A 26,032-nucleotide genomic window follows, 5' to 3' on the forward strand; every position below is an offset into this window, starting at 1 on the left:
CTCTTTTCTTATTTTAGTTCATCCATTGCGACAACGTCCATATCCGTATAGGTGATATTTTCACCACACATCGCCCAAATAAAGGAATAGTTGCTCGTTCCAACGCCAGAATGAATCGACCAGCTTGGTGAGATCACGGCTTGTTCATTTGCGACGACTAGATGTTTGGTTTCATCCGGTGTGCCCATCATATGAAATACTCGTGTATCTGGTGTTGCATAATCAAAATACAAATAGGCTTCCATTCGTCGTTCGTGAGTATGACATGGCATCGTATTCCACGCACTTCCGGTAGCTAAGATCGTATAGCCCATTTGCAATTGACAACTCTCACAAACGTTGGGATGGATATATTGATAGATTTTGCGTTCATTTAATGTATTTTTTTCTCCCGTCACTAAAGGCGTGATCGTATCGATCGAAATTTTGACATTTGGATAACGATGATGAGCTGGTGCTGAACTGATATAAAATTTTGCTGGATCGGTAGGATCATCTGAAGTAAACCGAACTTCTTTAGTACCTTTTCCGATATAATAGCCATCTTGTTTTTTCATCGCTTCGGTCACACCGTCGATCGTGATCTGACCAGGGCCACCGATATTGATGACGCCTAGTTCACGACGTTCTAAAAAGTATTCGACACCTAATTCTGTGGATAGTGAAATTTCTAAATGGCTATCCGTTGGTGTCACACCACCAAAAATCATTCGATCATTATACGTATAGGTCAATTGGATCGTTCCGGGTGTAAATACGTGTTCGACTAAAAATTCTTCTCGTAATTCTTGTGTACTATAATGGCGGATATCTTTTGGACTATGGGTATAACGTTGATCCATATTTTGCATATGTCTACTCCTTTTTATCTAGCGTGTGATTTTCCCAGTGCATCCTAGAGTTTGAAATCGTTCTACTTCGGCAACTGAAAATTGATTACAATCGCCTGCTACGGTATGTTTGAGCACACCTGCAGCCGTGGCAAATCCAATGGCTTCTTGAGCGGTCTGGCCACTTAAGATCCCATATAAAAAACCGGCACTAAAAGCATCGCCTCCACCGATTCGATCGTTTATATCGGGGATATCGTAACGTACTGTTTCGAAATATCCAGCTGTAGACCAAACACTTCCTTGCAACTCATGATACGCACAAGAATGAACCGTACGTTTGGTACTATAAAAATACTGGACATTGGGAAATAACTGATGCATCTGCTCATAATAATACTCGATCGTAGCTTGTTCTTTTTCAGGAATATCGAACAAGTAACATGCATCTAATATCCCGGCGGAACAATAATCGACAAATGGTAAAATCTGTTTAAAAATAAGGCTAGCTTCTTCCCTATTCCAAAGACTACTTCTAAAATTACAATCGAAACTGACTTTACAGCCGCTTGCTTTGGCTTGTTTGACCAATGAGATTGTCTGTTGGGCCCATTCTTTCGATAAAGCAGGCGTGACTCCTGAGATATGAAATAGCTCGACATCTTGAAATAGATCTTGCCACTCTTCAATGTGACAATCAGCAAAACTAGAGTGTGCGCGATCATATATGACCGCAGCACCTCTACTTCCGCTACCACTTTCCACGTAATACGTCCCTAGGCGTGGCCCACCTACAAGTAGCTTGCTTGTGTCGACAGCATATCGTTGGAGATGTTGGCGTACGCTTTTTCCTAAAGCATTTTTGGGTACTTTTGAGGCAAAAGCGACTTCATGACCATAATTGGCTAAAGAGATCGCTACGTTGGCTTCACCACCACCGTAATGAACTGCTAATGTAGGACTCATATTCAATCGTTGACCGGTCGTAGTCGATAGTCGCAACATGATTTCACCTAACGTTAAGATCTTTGCCATCTCACTCCCTCACAATCTGCTGATACAAAGTACTATATTCTTTAGCTAAAGCTGTCACTTCTGTTACCCCTTTTGTTTGGAATACTTTCATAAAATGACTGCCGACACCGACAGCAACTGCACCTTGTTTGAACCACTCACTCATATTGTCTAGATCGACGCCACCAGTCGGCATAATGTTCAATTGTGGAAGTGGCTGTTTGAACGTATGGATCATTTTAGGCGCATAGAGGTTTCCTGGAAACAGCTTGATGATATCGACACCACTACTCAAAGCTTCATTCATCTCCGTGATCGTCATACAACCAGGTAAATAGGGAATTTGATATAGATTACATAAACGTGCTGTTTCACTATCGAAACTTGGACTTACGATATAGGTTGCGCCTGCTAAAATCGCTAAACGCGCTGTCGTTGCATCCAAAACAGTTCCTGCTCCGATCAAAACTTCAGGACGATCACGATAAGTGTGACGTAAAGTTTCAATGATCTCTGAAGCTTGATCTAGCGTATAGGTGATCTCGATCCCTAAGATACCACCTGCGATCAGCGCTTCACTAAACGCGATCGCCTCTTCTTTTGAATCACCTCTGACTACAGCGATGATCCCTGCTTGTTTGATTTTTTTTAAGATCTCAACTCGTTGCATAGACTCACTCTTTTCTATTTAGGAATAGGTTGTCCTAATAATCCACAAGCGCTTAAGACAATAGAAGCAATTAACACGATCCAGATCACGCGAGTAGAATTCAATTTTTTACGTCCTAACATCCAATACGTTACCGCTACTAACAATACAGGAACCAAAGCAGGTAAGATCGCATCTAATGTATCTTGGAAGACTAACTCTACTCCATTGTGTTTATAGACAAATGGCACGGCTGCTTTGACTACAGATGGGATCAACGCACCGATCACAGTGATCCCTAACACAGTCGCTGCATTTGTAAACGCTGACAACTTATCTTTTAAGGTAGTTACTAGTTTCGTTCCTTGCTTATACCCTAATGGTAATAAGGCCGCACGTCCGAATAACAAGGCGACATTGGCAACGATCCAAAGTACACATCCAACGATCGATCCTTTTTGAGCTAATGTTCCTGCGATCGAACCAAAGATCGTTCCCCAGATCACGTGGAATAATGAATCACCGACCCCAGCTAATGAACCCATCAACGCTGTTTTTAACGCTACAATCGTATCTTTTGCTTTATAGCCATCTTTTTCTTCAATCGCCAAATCGATCCCCATGATCAAGTTTCCAAAAATCGCATTTGTATTGAAGAATTGATTGTGTGTATGCATCATATCTTTGAATTGTGTTTCATCTTCAGCATAGAATTTTTTCAATGCTGGCATCATCGCGTAAAGATAACCTGAACTCATCATTCGTTCGTAGTTCCAGTTCAATTGACTTCCTAAAATGTAACGCCAGCTAATTCTATTTAAGTCTTGTTTAGTCAAAGTTTTGTCTTTACTCATCACCATCAAATCCTCCTTCAAAATCTTGATTTCCAGAAACAGTAGTAGTGGCTACTTCTTTTGTTGTATCACGTTTAAAAACGAACATCGCAGCGATGACACCAATTATCGATACCCCCATCATCGGGATATTCAAGTAAGCGGCTAAGAAGAACCCTAAAAGCAAGTACGGTACGAATTGTTTAACTGGTAAGTAGCGTAATAAAATTGCGATACCGACAACAGGTAATACACCACCAGCAGTTTTTAATCCAGTCATCAACCATTCAGGCATATTGTCTGTTAACGCAATTACTGCTGCATCTCCTAGAATCAACATGATAAAAATCGGGATTGCACGAGAAAGACCCCAGAAAATAGAACCTGATAAAACCAATTTAGGAATTCGTTTGATATGCAAATGATCGATTGCTTTGTCGATACGATGTAATAAAAATACGTTACAAAAACGAGCTGCGACATCTAACTGAAGCATGAGGAGTGACACCGGAACTGCTAAACCAATCCCATATTCGGCACCTTTACCTGAAATTACCGCAAAGGCCGTACCTAATACAGCACCGGTGAAATAATCGGGTACCGATGCACCACCAAAAGCTGCAATCCCTAGACGCATCAACTGTAACGTTCCGCCGACCATCAAACCGGTCGTCAAATCACCCATGATCAGACCCGAGATCATCCCGGCAATGACCGGCTGAGTCAACGTATTGGAAATCAAAGAATCATTAATGGCAATAAACGCATAGACTGTAATTAGTATGATTTGTAATGTGGAGATATGCATGAGTTAGTCCTCCTTTATTTGTCGTTCATCTTTTTGATAAAGTCGATTGCTGGATCATTTGGTACAAGCTGTGCTTTAATCGTCATACCACTATCGGCTAAGGTTGTAAAAATCGTTTCTTCTTGTGGCATCAATTTGATACTCTTCGTGATTTCTTTCGCGCCGTCTTTATAACTGATATTTCCTACTGTTAAGGTTTCGATCTTCCCTCCCGCGTTCACAAAATCTAAAACATCATTTGGTGTTTTGAACAATAAGAAAATACGTTGTTTCCCATATTTTCCTTTATTGATATTTTCAGCAGCTTTTCCAGGTGCTAACACAGATAGTCTCATCGTAGACGGTGCAGCAAGACGAAGAGATGATTTTTGTAACGGATCATTTGCGGCATCTGCATTTGCAACGATGATTCGCTGGGTATCCAAGCTTGTCGTCCAGATTCCAGCTACTTGTCCATGGATCAATCGTTCATCGATACGAGCATTGACAATCACTGCTTTTCCAGCATAATGACTGTAATCTTTTTTTGCTATCGGATTTTCCGGCTCAGGTTCAACTTGCGTCAAGGCCATTTTGACATCTAAGATTCCTTGACGAGCACTTTTGATTAGTTCTTGATTGGATAACGAAAAATTGGTAGCGCCTTCAATTACAAGAGGTAAAGAAAGTCCTGCGATAACAGTAACGTTTGGATCGTCTACGTAATGTTTGATTGCCGTGTTACAAGGCGTACCACCTAGAAGATCAGCAATAATCAGCACTTCTCCTGTAAAGGTTTTCATTTTTTTTAGTAGGCGTTCTTCAAAAATCAAATTGTCTTCGCCCTCATTAAGCGATAGAGCATGAATCGTATCTTGCTTCCCAATGATCATCTCCAGTGTGGACTTTACACCGTGTGCCATGTCGCCATGACTGATTAATAAAATAGTTCTCACGTGAATCACTCCTAAATAAAATAATAGTGGACCGAATGAAGTGCTTTTGCTATTTACAAACCTAATATATCATAATATGTTAGGTTTGTAAATTCAATATGTTAAGATATTGAATTTTTTTATTCCTAGCTGTTTTTAGCGGTTTCTTGCTATAATTTTCTAAATTAACATGTTATACTCAAAGTGAAAACGTTTAAGGAGGAGAAATTTATGATCCCAAAATATCAAAAAATAAAACGGGATCTCATTACAGAGATCAAACAACATAAATTCATTCCTGGCGATAAGTTCTATTCAGAAGCCGATATCAAAGCGAAATACGAAGTCAGTTCGATCACAGCAGTGAAAGCCTTAAATGAATTGACGACCGCTGGCTATCTTTATCGGATACAAGGAAAAGGAACCTTTGTTTCAAAATCAAAAGTCGCTCAGACAGTCAAGTTTTCAGATATCGAGAACCATTCTCCAGATAAAGAAACGATCAAAGTGCTTAGTATCACTGAAGAGTCTGATCCAGAGATCTTAGCAGAACTCGGTTTAAAAAAAGACGAAAGCTACTATAAGATCGTACGTGTTCGATCAGTAGAAGAAACACCTTTTTTAGTCCATATCACACATATGCCAAAATCTTTGATCAATGAAGCGTTGATTGATGATCTTTCAGCTTTTAGTAGCATTTATGAGCGTGTACGAAAAGATTCCAATATCGATCTATTCTCTTTGTCTTCAGTAGAGACTAATGAGATCGTCTTTCCAGAACATGCACCATTAATGGCTCTTTTACAACTCAGTTTTCGTGAGCCTGCAGTCAAACAAGTCAAGCATACTTACCTAGACGATAAAAGTGTCGCCGAATATATCATCAGTTATAAACATTGGCGTTACTTTAAAACAAAAATAGAAGTAGAAGCGGATTAAGCTTCTACTTCTATTTGTTTTGCAGTCAGAGCATGATCACTAAATACGAGTTCGTTGATCTCGCTTCCTTCTGTTTCAAAGATTACGACTTTATTTTTTCCGGTTATCAAAAATTCTTTCGGACAATATAAAGTGTACGTAGGTCCTTGGTTCCAATAACGACCAAGTAGATGTCCGTTGACACTGATGATTCCTTTACCATACTGACGACAGTCGATATAAGTATCGCAAACCTCAGCCAACGTGAAGTCTACCTCATAAAACGAAGGCTGTGTAGGATCAGCTTCTTTAGTAAAATCGATTGCAGCGATCTGTTCAGCATCCAAGTTCAATGATGATTGCGTATAGCCTTGATGGAAATGGATATCATGGATCACACCTCCGCGGATCCCTTTTGATTGCGTCGGATTGTTCAGCTTAAATCCATAATTTACTCTGCCCATATTTTCCACCAAAATATCCAATGCGATCGTTTCTTGCTCTTCTTTTCCACTGATCAAGACTTCTTCACCGATCGCTTCTCGATATTGAGTCGTCTGGTATTGTCGATCGACATAAAGTTGTGCGCGGTCACTAACTTCCACTAACTTGATCTTCGTTTCATGACGATAATTTTTCAACGTTAATGAATACAACATATAGCCATACCCTGTCCCAGCTTCTTCCATCGTTTGCGGATAGGTCGATTGGATCTTTGGTGCGATCGCATCTAGTGTCGCAAACAAGGATACGCTATTAGTCACAGGAAATACCCCTAAATGTTGGAGTTTTTTCGTACGTGGTGCAGCTTGTTGTACTTCAGGACAAACTTCTTTGATCGCTTGTTGTACCGCATAGTATTTTGCTGTCGGCTCGCCACTTTCAGTCAATAATGCATCGTAATCATACGAAGTGATCTGAGGTAGATCGGTCGTGCCACGAGCAGAACAACCATTGTAAAACCCGAAATTCGTCCCTCCATGAAACATATACAGATTCAGTGAACCGATCTTCAGCATCTCTTTGACATCTTGTGCAAGTTCAGCTGGATCACGCGTAATGATCGGCTCGCCCCAACGATTGAACCATCCATCCCAGTACTCCATACACATGATTGGCCATTTTTTACCATGACGGGCCATAAAATCAGCCAGCACAGCACTATTTTCTTTTGAATGACTTCCAAAATTTCCAGTCACAAATACGTCTTCTTCGATCAGCGTTCCGGCATCTAAGACTTCATCCCATGAACCATCAGAAGTAAATAAAGGCACCTCCACTCCTAGTTGTTCCATGATCGCTTTTGTTTGACGTAGATACTCTTTTTCCATACCGTAAGATCCATATTCATTTTCGACTTGCATCATCAAGACCGGACCGCCTTGTGTGATCTGCAACGGTAATAATTTAGGTAACAAGACGGAAAAATAATCGTAGACGTATTGCATAAAAATAGGATCAGTCGAACGCAAGCGCAGTTGTTTATTTTGCAATAACCATGCTGGCAATCCGCCAAATTCCCATTCTGCACAAATGTAGACGCTCGGACGTAAGATCACGTAAAGTCCCATTTTTTGTGCTAGGCGAACGAACGATACTACATCATGCCTACCGGAAAAATCAAATGTCCCTTTTTGTGGCTCATGAATATTCCAAGGGATATATGTCTCGACCGTATTTGCGCCCAAAGCTTTTAAATTGTATAAACTATCTTCCCACTGTGCTGGCGTCATACGAAAATAATGGATCGCACCACTGATCAGTTTCATTGGCTGATTGTCGATCAGGAATTCTTCTTTGATTTCAAATGTTGTCATTTTTTCACCAATATCTATTCCATTCTGGATGTGCTATACGCATGAGCGCTTCAAAATAAAAATAATCGCCCCAAAGATTTGCCTCATCGACACCTTTGCCTTCGTGATACGCATACACTCCATGAAGTAATAGCCCTTCTTCATTTATTTTGTCTCGACTGGTATAGTATTCTCCTAGTTGAACGATCAAACCTTTCGCACATGCCTCAGCATCGGGATAGACCTTAAGTGATGATGCTTCTAGTAGACCACAAGCCACGATCGCTGCAGCTGAACTATCCTTTGCATCAGGTTGAGCATCATTAAAATCAAAATCCCAATACGGAATCAGATCATTTGGTAAATGATTTAAAAACACATCGACGATCGCCGGATAGATACTTGGAAATAATCGATTTGTTAGATATTTATAATCTAGTGGTATCCCTAATACGGCCCAACTTTGACCACGAGCCCAAATCGATTCATCACTGTTTCCCTGATGTGTTGCGCCATATGTCTTCATCCCGGTTTCAGGATCAAAATAATAAGTATGGTACGTCGTCCCATCTGGTTTGATCACCGTAGAAAGTACTGTATCAAAATGTTTTTGTGCGATCGCTTGATACTTTAGATCACCTGAAAGTTGCGATGCTTGGAACAATAGTGGCAGATTGATCAAGGAATCGATGATCAATCGGTATTCTTTAGGATCGCCCAACGTTCCCCAAGCTTGAATAAATTCGCCTTTTTCCTGATAGCGAGTGATTAAACGATCCGCAGCTAAAATCAGTGTTTCTTTATATGTTTCTTTGTTCGTCTGCTGCCATCCTGCACCAATCGATAGACTATATAAAAAACCAATATCGTGGTGGTCAAGGATATAATGATCTGCTAATCGCTGTTTGAAACTTTCACAGTTACGTGTCGCTTGTTCAAAAAATACCCTGTCTCCTGTTTGTTCATAACACATCCATAGCATCCCCGTCCAAAAGCCATTCGTCCAATCATCATTGCCTTTGATACGATATTTCCCATCTGTTGCACATGCTGAAGGAAAATCATCTTGGAAGCGGATCATATTGTGACGGATCTTAGCAATACAAAACTGAAGTTGTTCTTGAAGCCACTTTTGTGATAGATGTTTGGAGCACTCGAGCAATCGTTGTTTATTTTGTTGTACAGACATACAAAACCTCCGTTCTAAAAATTAAAATGTTAATATATTAAATTTAAACGCTAAAAAAATTTTGCTATAAAATCCGACGTCCAAAAGCTTCGATCTGGGTCAATGCTGGGAACGATGAAGCATCCTGATGTTTGAGCAACTGCGAAAACGTGATCGTACGTGTTCGCTTTTTTTCGATAATAAATGTCTGAAAATCAAGTCGATTCGTCGTGTCCATTCTCTGACTAGTCCCATCAGAAAACGTGATCGTCACTTGCTCCCAATAACTATCGTGGGGATAATCACCACGAAACAGCAATTGAATCCGATCGAGTTCCACTTCACTTCCAAAGTCGATCGTTAAAGCAGCATCAGGCATTTGATTGATCCCCCATGAGGTGAATGGATAGGATCCATGTGACTGATTGGCATATTTCCCATCGATCGCATTTTTAGCAAAAAAGACTACATCATCGCGCGTCTCCACATTGGCATAGGCATGAGGAAAAGCTCCAGATCCTGCTTTTTGATCATGAGTATTTTGGGTAAGATTTTGATAATTGGTGATCTCAAAAGGATAGGCATACCGCACCATGATATGATGGCGTTTCGCTGAAAAAGCAGTCTCGACCAGCGCTTTTTTGTCCGTATCTTTCGTAAGCACTTGATAACGCCACGTGTCTTCAGGGATATATAACAAAGCAGGTGCTAACGTTTCATCCAGTTGGACGACGACATAGTTTTCTTTAGTATCAAAACGAACATCAATATAATCTCCTAGTTGATAGGTATAATCCTTGATCCCTAATACCGCTTGTTCTTTTGCGGTTACCCGATATGCTCCTACCTCTTTCTCATGATCGATCGGACCGGTGATCACTTGGTGTTCATGATTTTTTAATTCGATTGTTATCATGATGATTCCTCCTTGATATATTCTCCACCTACTAATGAGATCAAGCGATGGGTTCCTGGTGCTAAGGTAGCTGTTACGTAAGGAAAGATGGTCCGATTAGCATATAACGACGTATTAGGCTCAGGCCGTACACTGTCTGCTGCGTGATAACCTTCAATCCCCAAAATACTCGAGTGCAGATCTCCTGACACGACTTTACGTCCTTTACAATCGATCGGATGATCTTCTGCGTTCTCTAACGGTACACTAAATCCGCCATCTTTTACCGTGATCGTTCTTGTCGTTACGATCTCATGGACTCGAACGTGCCACTGGTCTAACGGATAGATCGTAGTGTTCACCTCGACTTCAGGATACGGTTGCCAAGTATATTGAACAGAAGAAGCGGTCATCTCGTAATAACTTACCTCGTGCTTACTTCTAAAATAAGTGTCTTCGTATGCAATCGCTAGTGTGTTGTCAAAAGCTCCTTGGCTATAGGTCTCTGCCGCTTTTGCGACACTAAAACCAAATTTCGTCGAATAGACAAATTTGCTGTATTTATCAGCCGCATGTGCTTGCCCTACTAAAGATAGTCCAGCAGGATACCCTAAGACATGCGACTGATCAGCTGTCGTGGTGACCAACATATTCCCTTCTTTGATCAAATGATACATCTCTTTTATTGGTTTGATTGGTGTTGCTTCCCAAAAAGGATGTTCTGGTGATGTAGCTAATAATAGAAAAAATTTAAAACTCCAATAAGGTGATCCTGGAGCGTTATAGCCTTCTGCCATCACTAGGTTTTCATAACAATACCCAATCGATAAACGCTTATCTAAAGTAAATATCGGTGCTTCCATCCAAGAGTTTAGATGTTTGGAGAGAATCCATTTCATCTCGCCCCATGGTATCGCTTCCAATTTCAGAAAGATCAAAGCGGAAAAAAAACATCCTTGAGCAAAGCGATACGTCAAACTTCTTCCAAATGGGATCGCTACACCCTCTGCATCAAAATAATAGCGATACGACTGCGCGAATTTCGTTGCCCGTTCGATAAAACACGCTGCATGAGTTGGATCTTCATGTGCCATAAACTTAGCATATAACAAGCCATAAAAATGAAACGCAAACGCGATATAATAATCTTTTTGGGACTCTTTACCATCGAAATACCAGCCATTGCCACAATACATCGTATCGATCAACTCGAGGTCGTGTTGTAAAGCAGCCCGATCCAACTCACGTCCATATCGGTATTGCGTCATGCGGATCAAGACTTTAAAAAACGTCCAATTGTTCCGTGGTATGCGTTTAGATAAGGCTTGCTCTAACCAACAAAATACTTGCTCTCGCTCTATCGCACTCGTTTCTTGTTGCCAAAGTGTCTGGTGCAAGACTAAAAACAAGCAGATCGCAGGCATTTCGACAATATATTGATCATAGTCTTTTATCTCTCCCCAATAATCAGCAGAATCCGGTGTCGTTCCTTGTACGATCTTTTTGATGTAGGTTTGTTGTAAAACTGGATCTGGTTTTGTGGTCCAGTACGGAGCTAGTCCCCACAATGGACGGATCAACGCTTCCATATCGGCACGTCTCGTATCATATACAGCACCACTCTCACCCAAATGGATTCCGAGATAATCTTCATTTTCTATTTGATATCTCAAAGGTTCCATCAATCGTTCTAATACATCTTGGAAAGCTTTCGGATCAAGATACGCTTGTATCATGTACTCTCACACCCCTTTTCTTTTTTATTTATATTTATGTGTGGCTCAATAAACCAAAAGATAATATGTTAACTTATTTATTTATATTATATACCGAATATTTAACTAACACAATAAAAAACCATATTCGGTAAATATATATTTTTATTTATTACGCAATTGAGATAAATAGTATTGTATTTGCAAACTAAATTTTTACCATTTCATTCTGATCCAAACGCTATGATTTTACTAAGTAAAACTATGACTAAACAAAAATTCATATAGACTAAATTATAAAAAATATGGTCTAAAAAATAGACTATTTCTTTTTATAGTTTAAAAATTTTGCGCTATTCTGAAATTATCTTATCCCCTTCTTCCTTTTTGAATAACCCACCTTGATCGAGCATCCGTTTGATCAAACGTGCGACGTGGCACAATAACTCAACCCAGTTTGTCATGACTCGTATTGATCAACTTAAAGGCCTAACTTTCGGCAACTTTGGTCATAAAGGTTGGATTTTGTTTCAGCTTGTCTTCATTTCTAGCATATGGAAGTTCCAAACAACGAAAATCGCTGAGTGCTACGACGGTCGCAGCAGCTTGCGCAGATTTTGCCATAAATTCAGATTCACCCATCATCCCTTTTGACACATAATCAAAAAGGATTCGACAATTGCGTGTTTTACGAGTACGTTTTAAACTAAATAATCAAAAACAGACCAATCATTCATATGAATGATTGGTCTTTAACTTTCAATTTCATTCACTAGGAATAATTGACAAATGCTCCGCTTTTCAGTAATTTTAATTTATAAAACAATTTAGAGAGGGGTAATTTGTTTATGATTAAAGCGTATAAAGAATATTGGAATAATATTACCGTAATGAATGCATCCGCAACACGAGCACAGTATTGGTGGCCACAGTTGATCAACTATTTTGTCTTGTTTTTATATACAACCCTTACACAGACGTATAAATATATTGATTTTATGCCAGATGGAACTAAAGTGATCAAAGAACTAAATCTTGTGAGTATTCTGTTTTTAGTTTTGAGTTTTTTGATTTGGCTGGCTAATTTTACAGTTAGAGCAAGACGATTCCATGACCGTAACCATAGTAACTGGTGGGTATTATTTTACCTTATTCCTTTGTTTGGAAACTTGATCATCTTGATTACATTGATTTTACCAAGCAAATCAGATACGAGATGGCCTCGTAATCAATCGCAAATTTAATCAAAAAAAACGAGCTTTTTTGAATTAAAAAGTTCGTTTTTTTATATAAGAAAATAAGTGATCGTCATCTTATAAAAGGAGGTTCTATGATATGAAACGAAAAAAAGTATTTATCACATCCCTACTACTTATCCTTATCCCAATCGTCATCAGTGTCCTATCCAATCTTTTCTTTGCTTCTTCCATCTTTATTTCTTTGATCGTCGTATATGGTGTCCTTTTAATTTTCTTACTACCTTCAGATTCTTTTTTTGGGAACGTTGTCGATTACCATACAAAAGTGGCAAATCCCACTTTTCAATCTGAAAAAAAGAAATTACATCTGAATCAAGAAAAACTAGAAGATCTGATTCTTTTTTTCGTTGTTCTATTTTCTTTACTTATCACCTTGATTATCTTTTACGTTAAAGCGACTCATAGTGCTTAGTTAATCCGTAGCCAATTTCTAGAGAAGGTGATTATGATAGATGCAAATAAGAAATGGAAATTAAAGCGAAGAATACTATTTATAGAAAAGCTAGTCATTTTGCTAATTTTAGGTATTTGTTGGTTTAAAATGATGTTTGATCTGCCCTTTATGATTACTTTTTTTAAACTCATAGTCGTCCTATCTCTATTCGTCTTATTACAAGAAAGTATACTAATCGTTTTTGAAAAACGGAACAATAAGTAAGTTTTGATGCATTTACTAAAAAGTAATATCTCAATAAAAAAATAACTTATAATTTAAAACGGTTTTAGCAAAATTCAAATAAATTTTTGCTAGAACCGTTTACTATACCCATAAAATAAACTCAACCTTTCTTTGTTAAATACTAGAATTTAGTTGACGATTAATTTTTTTAATATCGCTTTTTGCTTTAATCATAAATATGGTCCACATGATGATATAGACTAAGATATAGTAAAGTGTAAAAATCAAAACACCTACAATCGATAAAGGATACCATCTTGCTACTAAAGATAATGGAAAAAATAAACTATAGGTTACTAGAAAATGTACGATAGACATTTTGGTAATACTCCAATCTGTCTCGGTAAAAATCAAACTCGTACTAGAAAATACCGCTCCAATTAATGCCCAGATAAAAATTGAACTCACAAACGCATTCAAAGAAGAATCAAATTGATCCATGAATCTTGGGGGTGCTGGAAAATATTCTGTTAACCCGTAAGCATAGCTAAAGATAATTGATAAAATCAAGCCAATTATAATTCCAATTGGAAACCCTGCGATAGCGTGTCGAATAATTTTTTTACTCATAGTAATTTCTCCTTAATTTTTTTGATATAGCGTCTAGAGGAACTCGTTTGGATGCCATTTTTTAAGTGGATCAAAATAATTCCAGTTGGTGTTAGTTCTAAATTTGAAATTGCATAACGATTAATAATTTCTGTATTCGATATACGGATAAATTGATTTGGTAGTATTTCTTCTAGTGTATATAGTCGATGTTTGATTATAAATTCATTGTCTTTCTTATAGCCAAAGACTTTTTTCTCAGCTGAAACAAATCGGCTGAATGATTCGATCGATTGTAACTGTTTTTTTCCATCTAGTAGACATTCAATCGCAGCAATTCTTGATTCGATATCATAAATAATCGATTCAATCGTTTCATCTTTTTTACTCGCTTGTAAAATCATGACATCAGGTTCTAACTCTTTATTTTGGATAAAATTTACCTTCATGACTTCCCCTCCTTAGAAAAAGCATAACGAAATAGCGATTAAAAATCTATAGATTATAGATAGGTGGTCGAATACGAAAGGATAACTGGTAGAACTTGTTTTATTAAATGGCTTTTTTGATTTAATTTAATTATAACCATTCGTAATATGGACACAAAAACAGACCAATCACTCATTTAGAATGATTGGTCTTTATACTGATTTCTTATATTTTGTTGAGTGTATTATGGAATAAATATATTATTTATGTCTATTCCAAATTACTTTACTAAAATTAATTTCAAGAGTTTCTCTCATGACTTACTGAGATAAAAATTCATTAAATTCATCCTTATATTTTCTATGCCATCTAGAAAGTGCTGGTCTATTATTGATAATATCACCTATGCTCCATTCCATTCTTCGCTCATCTATTTCAGCTGTTACTTCGTTATCAAGTCCTACAATATAAAAATCATCATTTAGTAGTGACTTCTCAAAAAAATGCATTAACTCTTTTGTAGACCACGGAGCATCTGGTTTTTGATTTGGTTGACTAAAATCTGCATTCGGAAAATTCATAGGTGTCCAAGTGTACCCCGGAACTAATAAATGCGCTGTCACTTGATGATTTGAAATTTCTCTTAATTCATGTGCGAGCTGCTCAGTTAATACTTTAATTGCTGCTTTTGATACAGAGTAACCAACATTGCCAGGTGGTGTTGTAATCCCTTCTTTAGAACCCAAGTTCACAATAGCAGAAGGTGAATTTTGCTTAAGCAATGTTGGAACGAATTTATGTTGTATCTTTAATATAAAAAAAAATTCACTTCCATCATATCCGACCAATTATCTAATTGATCCCAAGGGCTAGTAGGTATACTTATACCTGCATTATTAAACAGAAGATTTACTTGTCCAAACGCTTCAAATGCAACATCATACATTTTTTGGATGGTTATTGCATCCGCTACACTTCCTTCAATCAATCTATATTCCGTTGAAAGTGTGTGAGCTACTTGTTTTAAATATTTTAAGTTAGTATCTACTAAAACTAAACGCATACCAGCATCTGAAAAATGTTTTGCAGCTGTCGCGCCAATACCAGCTCCCGCTCCAGTTATCACTGCTACATAATCTTTTTTAATGACATCTACCATAATTTCTACATTTTCTCCTTTTAATCTATAAATCATTCTCAATCGCTTTGATTAATTTAGCTGGAACCCCACCAATGACACAATTATCAGCTACATCTTTAGTTACAACTGCGCCAGCTGCAATGACGACATTACTACCAATTGTGACACCTGGTAAAATTGTAACATTGGCACCTATCCAAACATCGTTTCCTATTTTTACAGGTGTAGCAGTGGCTAAATTTTGCCGACGCATCTTTGGCGATAGTGGATGATTAACCGTTGAAATTAACGTATTTGGACCAATCATCACATAATCGCCTATCTCGACCTTTGCAACATCTAAGATAGTTCCGTTATAATTCATTAAAAATTCTTTGCCTACATGAATATTTTTTCCATTATCACAATTAAAATCAGGAAGTACAGTTACATTCTCTCCTGTTGTTCCAAATAGATCAGAAATAGCTCGTTGCCGCAATGTCGTTTCGAATATATCCAATGAATTCAAAAAATGACATTTTTTTGTTGCGTTGAATTTAATCATTTCAAGCTCTGAATCTTTAAAATTATATGGCAAATTATTTTGTAATTTCTCAAGTTCTGTCATTTTTAATACTCCTAACGTAATTGTATCTAATAAGTATCTATTTTAATTCCTGATAATAGTCAAAAAATCTCCATCCATTTCTTGATGTTTTACTTATTTCATTTAGTGAAACAGACTTAGATAACGCGATAACCTGCATCAATAATTTACTCTCATCAAATTGACTTAAAGCCCTCGGATGGATAAAATTAATATATGTATACTGCGAAGATAAACTATTTAAAAATTCAATTTTCGTAATAAAACTCAAGCTAACTAAAAGGATATCACCAGTATTTTGAATCACTGTTTTCTTATTCTCAATCTGAGGTATGATCAGATCACAAGTTTGTAATTTAGTCATACGCGTAACTAGTTCGATAATTATTTCCTTATCATGCTCTTCAGTTAAAAAATGAATCGAAGTTTGATTTTTTATAATGATCACCTCCGTAATTACTTCTTTACACTAACAATTTATCAAGATTTATACTTCTTTTTATCGATTTGTATCAAAAAGAAATCGGGTTTTAAAATATTACTAGATAAAATAATATATTTTAAAACTACGTTTCAAAGTAAACAGAAAGGATTGATACTTTTGTTAATCCAAGAACGAATGAAACATGGGTCTTTTACTGCTAGCGAACGAACTGTTATAGAGTATATCTTAGAAAAAAAAGAAGCAATTACCCATATGACGATTGAAGAAATTGCAACAGAATCGTTCTCTTCTAAATCTACACTTGTAAGAATTTCGAAAAAATTACATTACAGCGGTTGGGCTGAATTGAAACGAGAATTTTTAAAAGAAATTGATTATTTAAATGCTTCAAATATATTGATTGATGCCAATACCCCTTTTACAACTAAAGACTCTTTAATGACGATTGCAAATAATATCGCTACTTTAGAAAAAGATTCTATTTCTGAAACATTATCCTTACTATCTCATGATCAATTGCGAGAAACATTAACCATAATTGAAAAAAGTAGTAAAATTCATATTTTTGCTGTTAGTAGTAATTTATTATTGGCAAATAGGTTTCAACATCAAATGAAACGAATCCGAAAAGATGTGATTATACATAAATTACAAAATGAGATCCTTTTCGATGCCTATCTTGCCACTCCTAATTCTTGTGCGATTATTATTTCTTATACAGGTGAAACAGCTCAGTTGATAGACGTTAGTAAACAGCTGCAAAGAAATAAGGTTCCAATAATTTTGATTACTAGTATTGGAAGTAATACTTTAATAAATTACAGCAACAGTGTATTAAGAATCGCAACCAAAGAAAAAATGTTTTCAAAAATCTCCAATTACTCAACAGATGTCTCAATAGAATATTTATTAGATGTGCTTTATTCTTGTTTTTTTAATCTAAATTTTGAAGAAAATTTAAACCTAAAAATTGATGCCTCTAAATATATTGAAAAAGATCATTTTTCTAATAATACTTTATTGAAAGAATGAACGAAGAAAAAACACCAAATTTATATTCAACTAAATGAATACAAATTTGGTGTTTTTAATTCTATTAAACTTTCAATTCTCTACAATAGTTATTGATTCATTTGTTGAATACCTGTTTCTAAAATTTGAATCTGTAATAATGTTTCTGCATTTGTGGTTACTTTTGCTTTTCCATTTATAATCGCTTCGTATACATCCTCATAAACTCGACTATAATCTCCAACTTCAGAAACTACTTTTTCTTCTCTGTAATCGTTGTACTCGTCTAGATAAGTTAGTATTCCATAATGTTCAGGTAAATCGATACCAAAATGTTCATTATCTGGCATATAAAATAATTTAAGATGTTCTTCTTGGCGATCTTTAGTCTGTTTAATAAACATACCTTTTTTACCATACACTACAAAACTAGGACGTTCTTTAATTCTAAAATAACTAGATTTAATTGATACTTTCATCTGATCATAAAATAAATCTAAATCAAAATAATCATTCATTCGATTTTTTCCTAAAAGTTGTCGTACTTCATAATGAATCTGATCTGGTTGACCAAAATAAGAAAGTACTTGATCAATCGTATGACAAGCATGACCATAAAGATAACTCGTATCGATTGAATATTTGTCGACACTTTCTGGTATCTCTGGCCGAAAATAATCATAATGCATTTCAACCTCTAAAATATCTCCCAAATTACCACTCTCAATCACCTTTTGAACAGTCAAAAAATCTGAATCATAGCGTCTATTTTGGTAACACTGAACAAATAATCCTTTTGCTTCAGCCAATTCGAATAATTCTTTTGCTTCACTTGAAGTTTCGGTAAATGGTTTTTCAATCAATACATTTTTTCCATGTTCAAAAACTTCTTTTCCTATTTTGTAATGTGTTGCACTTGGAGTAGCCACAACTACCAATTGAATTTCTGGATCACTATAGATATCTTCAATATTTGTTGTATACGTGATGCCTCCTACTTTTTTCCATGTATTTTTTATTGTTGGTGCATAAATAGTTTTAACATTAATTTTATCTTTAAGTTTTGTAGAAAACGGCAAATGGTATCGATTAGTACTTTTCCCATTTCCAATATAAGCAATCGTTAGTACTGACATATTCATTCCTCCAGATTTCATATTATAAATTTTTTCATTTTCAACGAAGATCGGCACTTTTCAATGCTAAATCTATGACTTCCATCACTAATTTAGAATGTTGCATGCGTTGTCTCGCTAAATCGCGATTATTTTCTAAGATAATTTTTGCAAATTGTTTAAATTCTTCATACATACGATGCTCATGTACATTATAATTAAATTCCTCTGCAGCTTGTGTTTGAGCTTGCTTGGTATAACTCCGCACCATATTTGTTGGACCATTCACTACAATAGCACCGTTTGTTCCTTGAATCGTGGAACGAATATCAGCCGAACTATCTTTTGCACCAATACAAGTAACTTTAGTCGTACCATAATCTAATATTAGAACTCCTGATGTATCTACACCATGCTCGATATTAGCTAAATACTGAACAGATAAAGGTCTACCCATTAATCCTATAACAAAATGAATATTATAAATATTGATATCCATCAATGCGCCACCACCCTTTTTAGGATCAAAAGCAGGCAATATAATCCCTTTTTTAAATTGATCATATCTAGAAGAATATTGAGAATAATTGCATTCAATAATCTTTAAATCTCCAATATTGGATAAGTCTTTTTGAATCATTTTATAATTGGACAAATATTGATTTGTAATAGCTTCAATCAAAATAACATTTTTTTCTTCAGCCAATTCTTCTAACTTCGATAATTCTTCTAACGATAATGTGAACGGTTTTTCACAGATAACATTTTTATCTTTTTCTAATGCTTTTTTAGCGAATATGTAGTGTAAATGATTCGGTAACGCAATATACACAGTATCAATTGTTTCGTTATTTAGACACTCATCAAAATCCGTATAGATTGCATGAATCGAGTACCTAGTTTGTAACTCTTTCATTGTCTCTAAATCTTGCTCTACACCAATAATTGCTTTTAATTCAATTTCTGGAATACTCTCTACCATTATTAAAAAATCTTTTACAATCATTCCAGCACCTAAAATAGCTAATTTCATCGTTTATTGCTCCATTCCTGATATCTAATATTCTTTGGGGTAAATTTACTATACTGCTAGACTATTTGATTAGATATACTTATTCATCTTTAAGGTAAAATTGTTCACTAAACAAAATCATAAGCGAAAATTTATGAACATTTTGTTCAACAATCACATTAGACTATAAAACTTAAAGAACCTGAATCACTTGTCTAAAAAAGATCAGTACTAGCTAAACTAGCTTTTCTAGAATGGATTTTTATCGTCTTTTTCGTATAGAATAGAAAGTAATAAAGGATAAGAGGTGGAATAATTGATGTTAATTTTAGATAAATTAAAAAATCTTGAAGGATTTACCAATACAGAGAAATATTTAGCTCATTATATCAACGATCATCTAGAAACGGTCATCACACTGAATATTGAACAATTAGCTGAACGAACCCACATGTCCCATTCTTCTATTGTACGATTTGCTAAAAAACTGGGATATAATGGATTTAAAACTTTTAAATTAGCGCTTTTAGAAGCCTTTCACAGTAAGCAACATACATTGGATACAATAGATGCTAATTTTCCATTTCAAGAATCCGATGACTCATTAGAAGTTGCAGAAAATATTTCAAATCTTTATATCAATACGATTAAGCGCACTCAAGCCCAATTATCAAAAAAAAAACTCAATGATGCTGTAGATCTTATTTTAAAAGCAAAAAAAATTTTTCTCTTTGCTCGAGGAGACTCACAAATTCGAGCAAGAAGTTTTCAAAATAAGTTAATGAAAATCAGTATTTTCTCGTTTATCGCAGAAGAATACGCTGATGAGTCTTGGATAGCGGCAAATGTCACAGATGAAGATTGTGCAATTTTTTTATCTTATAGTGGTGAGACTCCATTTTATGATCAATTTATACAACATTTTTTCGATCAAGGTATTTCAACTATTGTATTAACTGGAAATACAAATTCAAGATTGAAACAAATGGCAACTGTAAGCTTAGTCAGCGTTCAAGAAGAACTTTCTTTCTTTAAAATTGGTACCTTTGCTTCTCAAATTTCTTTTGAGTATTTACTGGACACACTTTTTTCACTGATTTATTCACGGAATTATACGAAACATTTAATAGATTTAACAGAAAAAAACGAGCTGTTAAACAAAGGAACTTTGTCTCATAAATATGAGAAAAACAATTAATTATTAACTATAAAAATAGACCAATCACTCATGAGAATGATTGGTCTTCATGGATATAATATATAGATGAAATATCTTTTGCCACATTAATAATTTTCTCTTTATATTTTTGAAAGAAATTTAGATATTACTACTCAATACAGCAAATTTGCTGTATTATTTAAATAAAGAAAAGCGTTATCCAGACACTCTATTTGACATTACTGTATATTGGATTATAAAGGAGTGATTGTAATGAGTACTCTATGGTTAACTTTATCTCTTGTTATAGTTGTGATTGGTGCGTATTTTTTCTATGGAATTTTCGCTATGCAATTAGGAAATATGATACGAGTTAAACGTGAAACTGGCCTGACATACAGATCGCAAATTTCTGTTTCTTGGAGTGAATTTACGAAAAAATTCAAACATTAATTTGGAGTTGTTTCTTGCTTAAAATCACATATATTTTAACCTTTTTGTGAAAATTTTTAGTTGATAAGCAATCTTAATCATTAAGACTGCTTATTTTTATATTTAAGACGTTTTGGATTTTCTTAGGACTATTTGTATACAGTATTTTTTCTTCTCAAAAAGAGACAGTATTATTTCGGTTTTCACTTGTATGTTTGATTCTATACATTTATTTTATTTTTATAGAATACAACAAAATTAAGAATAAAAAGAAATAGACCATCTAATAGACATTTCAAATTTAGATTAGTGTTTCCTCTTATCTTTCCTCAAACCGTTTATTCAGTTTTTTTGGATATTACAGGCTTCTGTCACACCCTTTTATATCTCATAAAAGTAAATACATACTTCTGACTCTGGGTGAAATATGCTACCTTTATCAAAATTCTCAACACCATTTATACTCACTCTATAAACAATACCTTTTTTAGCAAAAAGTGCATAAAAAGGTTTTTTAGTAGCTTCCTCTCTGATATTAATAAAGCCAGATTGTTCAAATGAACTTTTAACATCCAATAACTGGTTATCTATCATTTCTGAAGAGGCTTTTGATAGAGATACCCAATTTTTTGAAAGAATTTTTTGCATTCTAGTTGCGATATTATCCATAAATACTTTTGGAATAGTCGAATCATTATTATCAGAATATATCCAATATTTCCCGGTTAAATTACCATGGTCATAAAAGTCTCCTGAGAAATTCCAATCTGATAGACCACTATTTGATTTTACATTGCACTTGATTTCCAAACCATTAATTTCAGTAATTTGTAATCTTTTAATTCCTTTGGTAGATTCTATGCATATCTTTTTGAAAACTTCTTAATCAAAGCCTTTTGAATATTTAATAGGCTTATTTTTTCTTTCTTTAGTTTTTTTACTGTCGTATTTAATCCATCCATAAATAGCTGCAGTAGCTAAGGTTCCTCCGATCAATAACTCCCAAAAACTAACATCATCATTATCCATTTTATTTTCTCCTATTCTAAAACTATAACTGTTTATCTTCTCTAGCGTAAAAAAATTTATTGAAGATATCCATTTTTTGATATTCTCCTAATTTCTGATAATTTGTGACCATCTTTTATAAGGATAATAATACTCATTGCGTTTTTGACACTTAATAATAGTTCGTTAACTATTGGAAAATTATCTTCATTTTAAATTTTATTCGATGGCAAATAATAAACTTTTCCTTCTTTAGATATTAATTGGACATCTTGATTATAGTAATCTGAATGATCCATATATTGACTATCTTCGTTAGATTTCTGATTTTGAATGGATTGAACTAATTCACTTGAAACTTCTACATAATTTAACTCTTTGTTTATCATGCCCGGAATATAATGAAATACCTTATCTATTCCCTCGCGTTCTCTTCTACTTTTAGAAATATCGATATATAATCTTTCTATTGCATTGTCATGCCAACTTTGTAGCTTATTATTTAATTCCTTAGATTGATCAGCATATATTTTGTACAAGGCCTCAGATTGTTCCCTAGTTTTAACTCCTAAGTTTAAAGTGTATTGCAATTCTGATATAGTCGATAACATTTTTAATAGTATTTTTTGATAGTCGTACCATTTTTGAATGTCTAATACTTGCTTTTCGTACTCTTCATAATTCGAAACTTCCGCATTAATGATTCCATCGATTTCTAGATTGGCTCGAGCTAGATTTTTTGTACAGTCACTTTCCAAAAGAATAAGTTTAGCTATTGATGATTTACGTAGCTCTTCATTTTCTATGTTTTCCATTTTAAAATCAGTCAATACTTTTATTTGAGTCACTAAACTAATAATCGAGCTACGATATTTATTATTTTCTATAGTTAAAATTTTATCTAAACTAGATTGGATTCCATCTAATTGATTATTTATCTGTGTCATATAATATTGTCCAACTATCACTGAAGCGATAGCCATAACTCCTGCTATCGAATTAGCCGATAGCATCATACCGTTTGATGAATCAACTGCTTCTAAATTAGCATGTCCTTTAATCCCATTTGCACCATGAAATATTCCTCGTTTTGCACCAGATAAAGAACTAGAATTTGCCAATGTAGCTCCATCAGGAATAATTGCTCTATATAAAGTGTCACCACTAGTTTGCAGTGCTCCCACTATATTAGATGTAGCTGTTCCTGCGTTAATTAGTCCAGGAATCAGCATATTAATACGAGTTAATAATTGACTATCCTTTACCTCTATCAATTTGTCCTCTTCTAATTTATAAGTTTGAGATAATTTCTCAATATTGATAGTAAACTCTTCTTTTTTTGTTTCATCTCTTTTCGACAGTTTATGTTCAGTTGCTTTTTCAATCTGTCCAGTTAAATTTTCTCTTTTATTATCTTTACGTAATAATAAAATCAATAAAATTCCTATTATTATAACTAGCATAGGCACAAGCATAATTACCATATAATTTTCTCCTTAATAGATACCTTCCACAAAAATAGTGATATCTATTTCAATTTATAATATCAATGTTAATTATACCAAAAAACCGCATCATTTATGATACGGTTCGTTTTTATTGATGCGAAACGCGCGGTAGATCTGTTCGACTAGAATCAAGCGCATCAATTGATGTGGATACGTCATTTTTCCAAATGAGATCTGTGCTTGGCTGCGTTTTAACACGGTATCGCTTAGTCCCAATGATCCTCCAATGATAAAGACGAGGTTACTTTTGCCTTGAATCGCAAGTTGATCGAGTTGTTTGGCAAAAGCTTCACTCGAAGGATTTTGTCCATTGATCGCTAACGCGTAGACATACTCTTGTTCTTTGACTTTAGCTAAGATGCGTTCACCTTCTTTTTCTTTGACTTGGAGCATTTCGGCTTCGCTTAAATTTTCTGGTGCTTTTTCGTCTGGTACTTCGATCAAATCGATTTTACAATAACTTTTTAGACGTTTCGTATATTCTTGGATTCCTGCGACTAAATATTTTTCTTTTAATTTTCCGACAGTAATAATTTTGATATTCATATTAAGCTCTCCTTTGATAGTTTCAACTTTATTATACACGATTTTTTTTCGTCTGATTTTGTATAAAAAATAGAACGAATGTTTGTATCCACAGCCTAAAAAGAGTTATCCACAATTTGTGGATAACTCTTCTAATTTTTTACATACTTTGTGGAATTTTTCGTAAATTATTCAATTGTTTCACAGTCTTTGATCCCAAGTTCTTCATATTTTGTTCAAACTCTTAAAGTAGACTAAACGTAATGAATAAGATTATACTATTGATAAGATCAATAGATGGGAGGACTTTATAGATGGAACAACAACCAAAAAAATCATCCATGATCCAAAAAGTTGGTATCGGTTTACTAAGTGGTGTAATCGGTGGTGCATTAAGCTTTGGCGGATTATATCTTGCAACAGGTTCAAATTCTTCTAACTCGACTACGGTGACGAATACTGCGACAAATAATTCGGGTAGTACAAACGTAAGTAACGTAAAATACAATGTAACCAGTGATGTGACACAAGCTGTGGAAAAAGTCCAAGGTGCTGTAGTGTCGATCATCAATTTACAATCAAATAATTTAAACGATCAATACAATGGTCTATTTGGTAATAATAATCAAAATGGGAATAACTCTGGTTCTACTGATGAAAGCAATCTTGAGACTGCCAGTGAAGGTAGTGGTGTCATCTACAAAAAAGATGGAAAAACTGCCTATATCGTGACCAATAATCACGTAGTCGAAGGGCAAAGTGAACTAGAAGTATTATTAGCTGATGGAACAAAAGTCAAAGCTGAACTTGTTGGAACAGATGCTTACACAGATTTAGCCGTATTAAAAATCGATTCAGATAAAGTGACTACGGTCGCAGATTTCGGTGATTCTGCAAGCCTTAAAGTCGGTGAACCTGCAATCGCGATTGGTTCTCCATTAGGTTCTGAATACGCAAACTCTGTAACAGAAGGGATCATCTCTTCATTAAACCGTCAAGTAACCAGTACAAATGATGAAGGTCAAGAAGTCAATATCAATGCGATTCAAACCGATGCGGCGATCAATCCAGGAAACTCTGGTGGTCCATTGATCAACATCAAAGGCCAAGTTATCGGGATCAACTCAAGTAAAATTGCAAGTTCTGGTACGACTAGTGGTGTTAGCGTAGAAGGAATGGGCTTTGCGATTCCAAGTAACGACGTGGTAACGGTCATCAACCAATTAGAGAAAAATGGTAAGATCAGCCGTCCTGCTTTAGGGGTATCGATGTATGACCTAAGCTCGATTTCTTCTGAGCAACAAGAACAAGTCCTAAAAGTGCCAAGCTCAGTAAAAAGTGGTGTAGTTATTTTAAGTGTAGCCAACGGAACACCTGCTGAAAAAGCTGGTCTTGAAAAATATGATGTGATCACAAAAATCGATGGCCAAGAGATCTCAAATACAACAGAATTACGTGCAGCTCTCTATAAAAAAACAGTCGGCGATACAATGGAAATCACCTTCTATCGTGGCGATCAAGAAAAAACAGTTACCGTGGAATTAAGTGTCGATCAATCGATCTTAAACCAATCCAATAGCAATTCAAATTCAAACAATATGATGCCCGGTCAATAAAAAATAACCACCACTCAT

General features: G+C 35.3%; 29 protein-coding genes. 6 read left to right on the top strand and 23 right to left on the bottom strand.

Translation table 11 applies throughout. From position 1 onward, the window contains the following. Positions 1 to 8: 8 nt before the first annotated feature. Genes kduI through I573_RS11370 form a run of 6 tightly spaced genes read right to left on the bottom strand, consistent with a single transcriptional unit; the run spans position 9 to position 5,069 of the window. Complete coding sequence (kduI, locus tag I573_RS02800; protein WP_016185062.1) at positions 9 to 851, bottom strand: 5-dehydro-4-deoxy-D-glucuronate isomerase; 843 nt, start codon at positions 849 to 851, stop codon at positions 9 to 11. 18 nt (positions 852 to 869) lie between these two features. Continuing rightward, positions 870 to 1,865 carry a sugar kinase gene (locus I573_RS02805; RefSeq protein ID WP_016185063.1) on the bottom strand — a complete coding sequence of 332 codons (996 nt, stop codon included), beginning with the start codon at positions 1,863 to 1,865 and terminating at the stop codon, positions 870 to 872. Between the two features lies 1 nt (position 1,866). Next, positions 1,867 to 2,514, bottom strand: coding sequence for a bifunctional 4-hydroxy-2-oxoglutarate aldolase/2-dehydro-3-deoxy-phosphogluconate aldolase (locus I573_RS02810; RefSeq protein WP_016185064.1), 648 nt, complete (start codon positions 2,512 to 2,514; stop codon positions 1,867 to 1,869). Positions 2,515 to 2,528: 14 nt separating this feature from the next. Beyond that, complete coding sequence (locus tag I573_RS02815; protein WP_211213382.1) at positions 2,529 to 3,347, bottom strand: PTS system mannose/fructose/sorbose family transporter subunit IID; 819 nt, start codon at positions 3,345 to 3,347, stop codon at positions 2,529 to 2,531. Further along, the gene (locus tag I573_RS02820; RefSeq protein ID WP_016185066.1) at positions 3,340 to 4,134 is read right to left on the bottom strand and encodes a PTS mannose/fructose/sorbose/N-acetylgalactosamine transporter subunit IIC; all 795 of its coding nucleotides are present in this window, start codon (positions 4,132 to 4,134) and stop codon (positions 3,340 to 3,342) included. The genes I573_RS02815 and I573_RS02820 overlap by 8 nt, the downstream gene beginning before the upstream one ends. Before the next feature lie 14 nt (positions 4,135 to 4,148). Then, a complete protein-coding gene (locus I573_RS11370) occupies positions 4,149 to 5,069 on the bottom strand; it encodes a PTS sugar transporter subunit IIAB (protein WP_016185067.1) in 921 nt (306 codons plus the stop codon). Between the two features lie 210 nt (positions 5,070 to 5,279). On the opposite strand from I573_RS11370, the gene I573_RS02830 reads away from it, so the two are divergent. Beyond that, the gene (locus I573_RS02830; RefSeq protein ID WP_016185068.1) at positions 5,280 to 5,987 is read left to right on the top strand and encodes a GntR family transcriptional regulator; all 708 of its coding nucleotides are present in this window, start codon (positions 5,280 to 5,282) and stop codon (positions 5,985 to 5,987) included. On the opposite strand, the gene I573_RS02835 is transcribed toward I573_RS02830, so the two are convergent. The 5 genes from I573_RS02835 to I573_RS11610 all read right to left on the bottom strand — a co-directional run bounded on the left by I573_RS02835 (position 5,984) and on the right by I573_RS11610 (position 12,164). Continuing rightward, complete coding sequence (locus I573_RS02835; RefSeq protein WP_016185069.1) at positions 5,984 to 7,783, bottom strand: glycoside hydrolase family 35 protein; 1,800 nt, start codon at positions 7,781 to 7,783, stop codon at positions 5,984 to 5,986. The two genes, I573_RS02830 and I573_RS02835, sit on opposite strands and share 4 nt — an antisense overlap. Before the next feature lie 4 nt (positions 7,784 to 7,787). Beyond that, a complete protein-coding gene (locus I573_RS02840; RefSeq protein WP_016185070.1) occupies positions 7,788 to 8,951 on the bottom strand; it encodes a glycoside hydrolase family 88 protein in 1,164 nt (387 codons plus the stop codon). A gap of 64 nt (positions 8,952 to 9,015) precedes the next feature. Further along, the gene (locus tag I573_RS02845) at positions 9,016 to 9,846 is read right to left on the bottom strand and encodes a hypothetical protein (RefSeq protein WP_016185071.1); all 831 of its coding nucleotides are present in this window, start codon (positions 9,844 to 9,846) and stop codon (positions 9,016 to 9,018) included. Continuing rightward, complete coding sequence (locus I573_RS02850) at positions 9,843 to 11,561, bottom strand: DUF2264 domain-containing protein (protein WP_016185072.1); 1,719 nt, start codon at positions 11,559 to 11,561, stop codon at positions 9,843 to 9,845. Before I573_RS02850 ends, I573_RS02845 begins: the two co-directional genes overlap by 4 nt. Positions 11,562 to 12,029: 468 nt before the next feature. Next, the gene (locus I573_RS11610) at positions 12,030 to 12,164 is read right to left on the bottom strand and encodes a hypothetical protein (RefSeq protein WP_281168749.1); all 135 of its coding nucleotides are present in this window, start codon (positions 12,162 to 12,164) and stop codon (positions 12,030 to 12,032) included. Between the two features lie 224 nt (positions 12,165 to 12,388). Between I573_RS11610 and I573_RS02860 the strand changes: the two genes are divergently transcribed. Both I573_RS02860 and I573_RS02865 read left to right on the top strand, forming a co-directional pair. Further along, complete coding sequence (locus I573_RS02860; RefSeq protein ID WP_016185073.1) at positions 12,389 to 12,784, top strand: DUF805 domain-containing protein; 396 nt, start codon at positions 12,389 to 12,391, stop codon at positions 12,782 to 12,784. A gap of 91 nt (positions 12,785 to 12,875) precedes the next feature. Beyond that, on the top strand, positions 12,876 to 13,211 hold the full coding sequence (locus I573_RS02865) for a hypothetical protein (RefSeq protein ID WP_016185074.1): 336 nt from the start codon (positions 12,876 to 12,878) through the stop codon (positions 13,209 to 13,211). Positions 13,212 to 13,592: 381 nt separating this feature from the next. Here the strand turns inward: I573_RS02865 and I573_RS02875 are convergent, their stop codons facing one another. The 6 genes from I573_RS02875 to I573_RS02900 all read right to left on the bottom strand — a co-directional run bounded on the left by I573_RS02875 (position 13,593) and on the right by I573_RS02900 (position 16,631). Further along, a complete protein-coding gene (locus tag I573_RS02875; RefSeq protein ID WP_016185075.1) occupies positions 13,593 to 14,048 on the bottom strand; it encodes a DUF3021 domain-containing protein in 456 nt (151 codons plus the stop codon). Continuing rightward, positions 14,045 to 14,476 carry a LytTR family DNA-binding domain-containing protein gene (locus I573_RS02880; RefSeq protein WP_016185076.1) on the bottom strand — a complete coding sequence of 144 codons (432 nt, stop codon included), beginning with the start codon at positions 14,474 to 14,476 and terminating at the stop codon, positions 14,045 to 14,047. The genes I573_RS02875 and I573_RS02880 overlap by 4 nt, the downstream gene beginning before the upstream one ends. Before the next feature lie 300 nt (positions 14,477 to 14,776). Beyond that, positions 14,777 to 15,304, bottom strand: a complete 528-nt coding sequence (locus I573_RS11615) for an SDR family NAD(P)-dependent oxidoreductase (RefSeq protein WP_016185077.1) — start codon at positions 15,302 to 15,304, stop codon at positions 14,777 to 14,779. Then, positions 15,265 to 15,651, bottom strand: a complete 387-nt coding sequence (locus I573_RS11620) for an SDR family NAD(P)-dependent oxidoreductase (RefSeq protein WP_281168750.1) — start codon at positions 15,649 to 15,651, stop codon at positions 15,265 to 15,267. Before I573_RS11620 ends, I573_RS11615 begins: the two co-directional genes overlap by 40 nt. After that, entirely contained in the window at positions 15,641 to 16,204 is a 564-nt protein-coding gene (locus tag I573_RS02895) for a sugar O-acetyltransferase (RefSeq protein ID WP_016185079.1), read from the bottom strand. Before I573_RS02895 ends, I573_RS11620 begins: the two co-directional genes overlap by 11 nt. A gap of 37 nt (positions 16,205 to 16,241) precedes the next feature. Next, the gene (locus I573_RS02900; RefSeq protein WP_016185080.1) at positions 16,242 to 16,631 is read right to left on the bottom strand and encodes a hypothetical protein; all 390 of its coding nucleotides are present in this window, start codon (positions 16,629 to 16,631) and stop codon (positions 16,242 to 16,244) included. 153 nt (positions 16,632 to 16,784) lie between these two features. Between I573_RS02900 and I573_RS02905 the strand changes: the two genes are divergently transcribed. After that, positions 16,785 to 17,660 (top strand): MurR/RpiR family transcriptional regulator, encoded by an 876-nt coding sequence (locus I573_RS02905; RefSeq protein WP_016185081.1) that lies wholly within the window; start codon positions 16,785 to 16,787, stop codon positions 17,658 to 17,660. Positions 17,661 to 17,749: 89 nt separating this feature from the next. Here I573_RS02905 and I573_RS02910 read toward each other — a convergent pair whose 3' ends face one another. Both I573_RS02910 and I573_RS02915 read right to left on the bottom strand, forming a co-directional pair. Beyond that, positions 17,750 to 18,775, bottom strand: a complete 1,026-nt coding sequence (locus I573_RS02910; protein WP_016185082.1) for a Gfo/Idh/MocA family oxidoreductase — start codon at positions 18,773 to 18,775, stop codon at positions 17,750 to 17,752. A 40-nt stretch (positions 18,776 to 18,815) separates the two neighbouring features. Then, positions 18,816 to 19,787 carry a Gfo/Idh/MocA family protein gene (locus tag I573_RS02915; protein WP_016185083.1) on the bottom strand — a complete coding sequence of 324 codons (972 nt, stop codon included), beginning with the start codon at positions 19,785 to 19,787 and terminating at the stop codon, positions 18,816 to 18,818. Positions 19,788 to 20,085: 298 nt separating this feature from the next. On the opposite strand from I573_RS02915, the gene I573_RS02920 reads away from it, so the two are divergent. Beyond that, the gene (locus I573_RS02920; protein WP_016185084.1) at positions 20,086 to 20,964 is read left to right on the top strand and encodes a MurR/RpiR family transcriptional regulator; all 879 of its coding nucleotides are present in this window, start codon (positions 20,086 to 20,088) and stop codon (positions 20,962 to 20,964) included. A 774-nt stretch (positions 20,965 to 21,738) separates the two neighbouring features. Here the strand turns inward: I573_RS02920 and I573_RS02930 are convergent. From I573_RS02930 to rlmH, 4 genes are all read right to left on the bottom strand, one after another. Then, positions 21,739 to 22,167 carry a hypothetical protein gene (locus I573_RS02930; RefSeq protein ID WP_035020408.1) on the bottom strand — a complete coding sequence of 143 codons (429 nt, stop codon included), beginning with the start codon at positions 22,165 to 22,167 and terminating at the stop codon, positions 21,739 to 21,741. Between the two features lie 72 nt (positions 22,168 to 22,239). Continuing rightward, positions 22,240 to 22,386, bottom strand: coding sequence for a hypothetical protein (locus I573_RS11495; RefSeq protein ID WP_016185086.1), 147 nt, complete (start codon positions 22,384 to 22,386; stop codon positions 22,240 to 22,242). A gap of 191 nt (positions 22,387 to 22,577) precedes the next feature. Next, a complete protein-coding gene (locus tag I573_RS02935) occupies positions 22,578 to 23,849 on the bottom strand; it encodes a hypothetical protein (protein ID WP_016185087.1) in 1,272 nt (423 codons plus the stop codon). Between the two features lie 90 nt (positions 23,850 to 23,939). Further along, positions 23,940 to 24,419 carry a 23S rRNA (pseudouridine(1915)-N(3))-methyltransferase RlmH gene (gene rlmH, locus I573_RS02940; protein ID WP_016185088.1) on the bottom strand — a complete coding sequence of 160 codons (480 nt, stop codon included), beginning with the start codon at positions 24,417 to 24,419 and terminating at the stop codon, positions 23,940 to 23,942. Positions 24,420 to 24,712: 293 nt separating this feature from the next. On the opposite strand from rlmH, the gene I573_RS02945 reads away from it, so the two are divergent. Continuing rightward, positions 24,713 to 26,014 (top strand): S1C family serine protease, encoded by a 1,302-nt coding sequence (locus I573_RS02945; protein ID WP_016185089.1) that lies wholly within the window; start codon positions 24,713 to 24,715, stop codon positions 26,012 to 26,014. Positions 26,015 to 26,032 lie beyond the last annotated feature (18 nt).

Origin of the sequence: Enterococcus sulfureus ATCC 49903 (genome assembly GCF_000407605.1) — a bacterium.
In the GTDB taxonomy this organism is placed as follows: Bacteria; Bacillota; Bacilli; order Lactobacillales; family Enterococcaceae; genus Enterococcus_G; species Enterococcus_G sulfureus.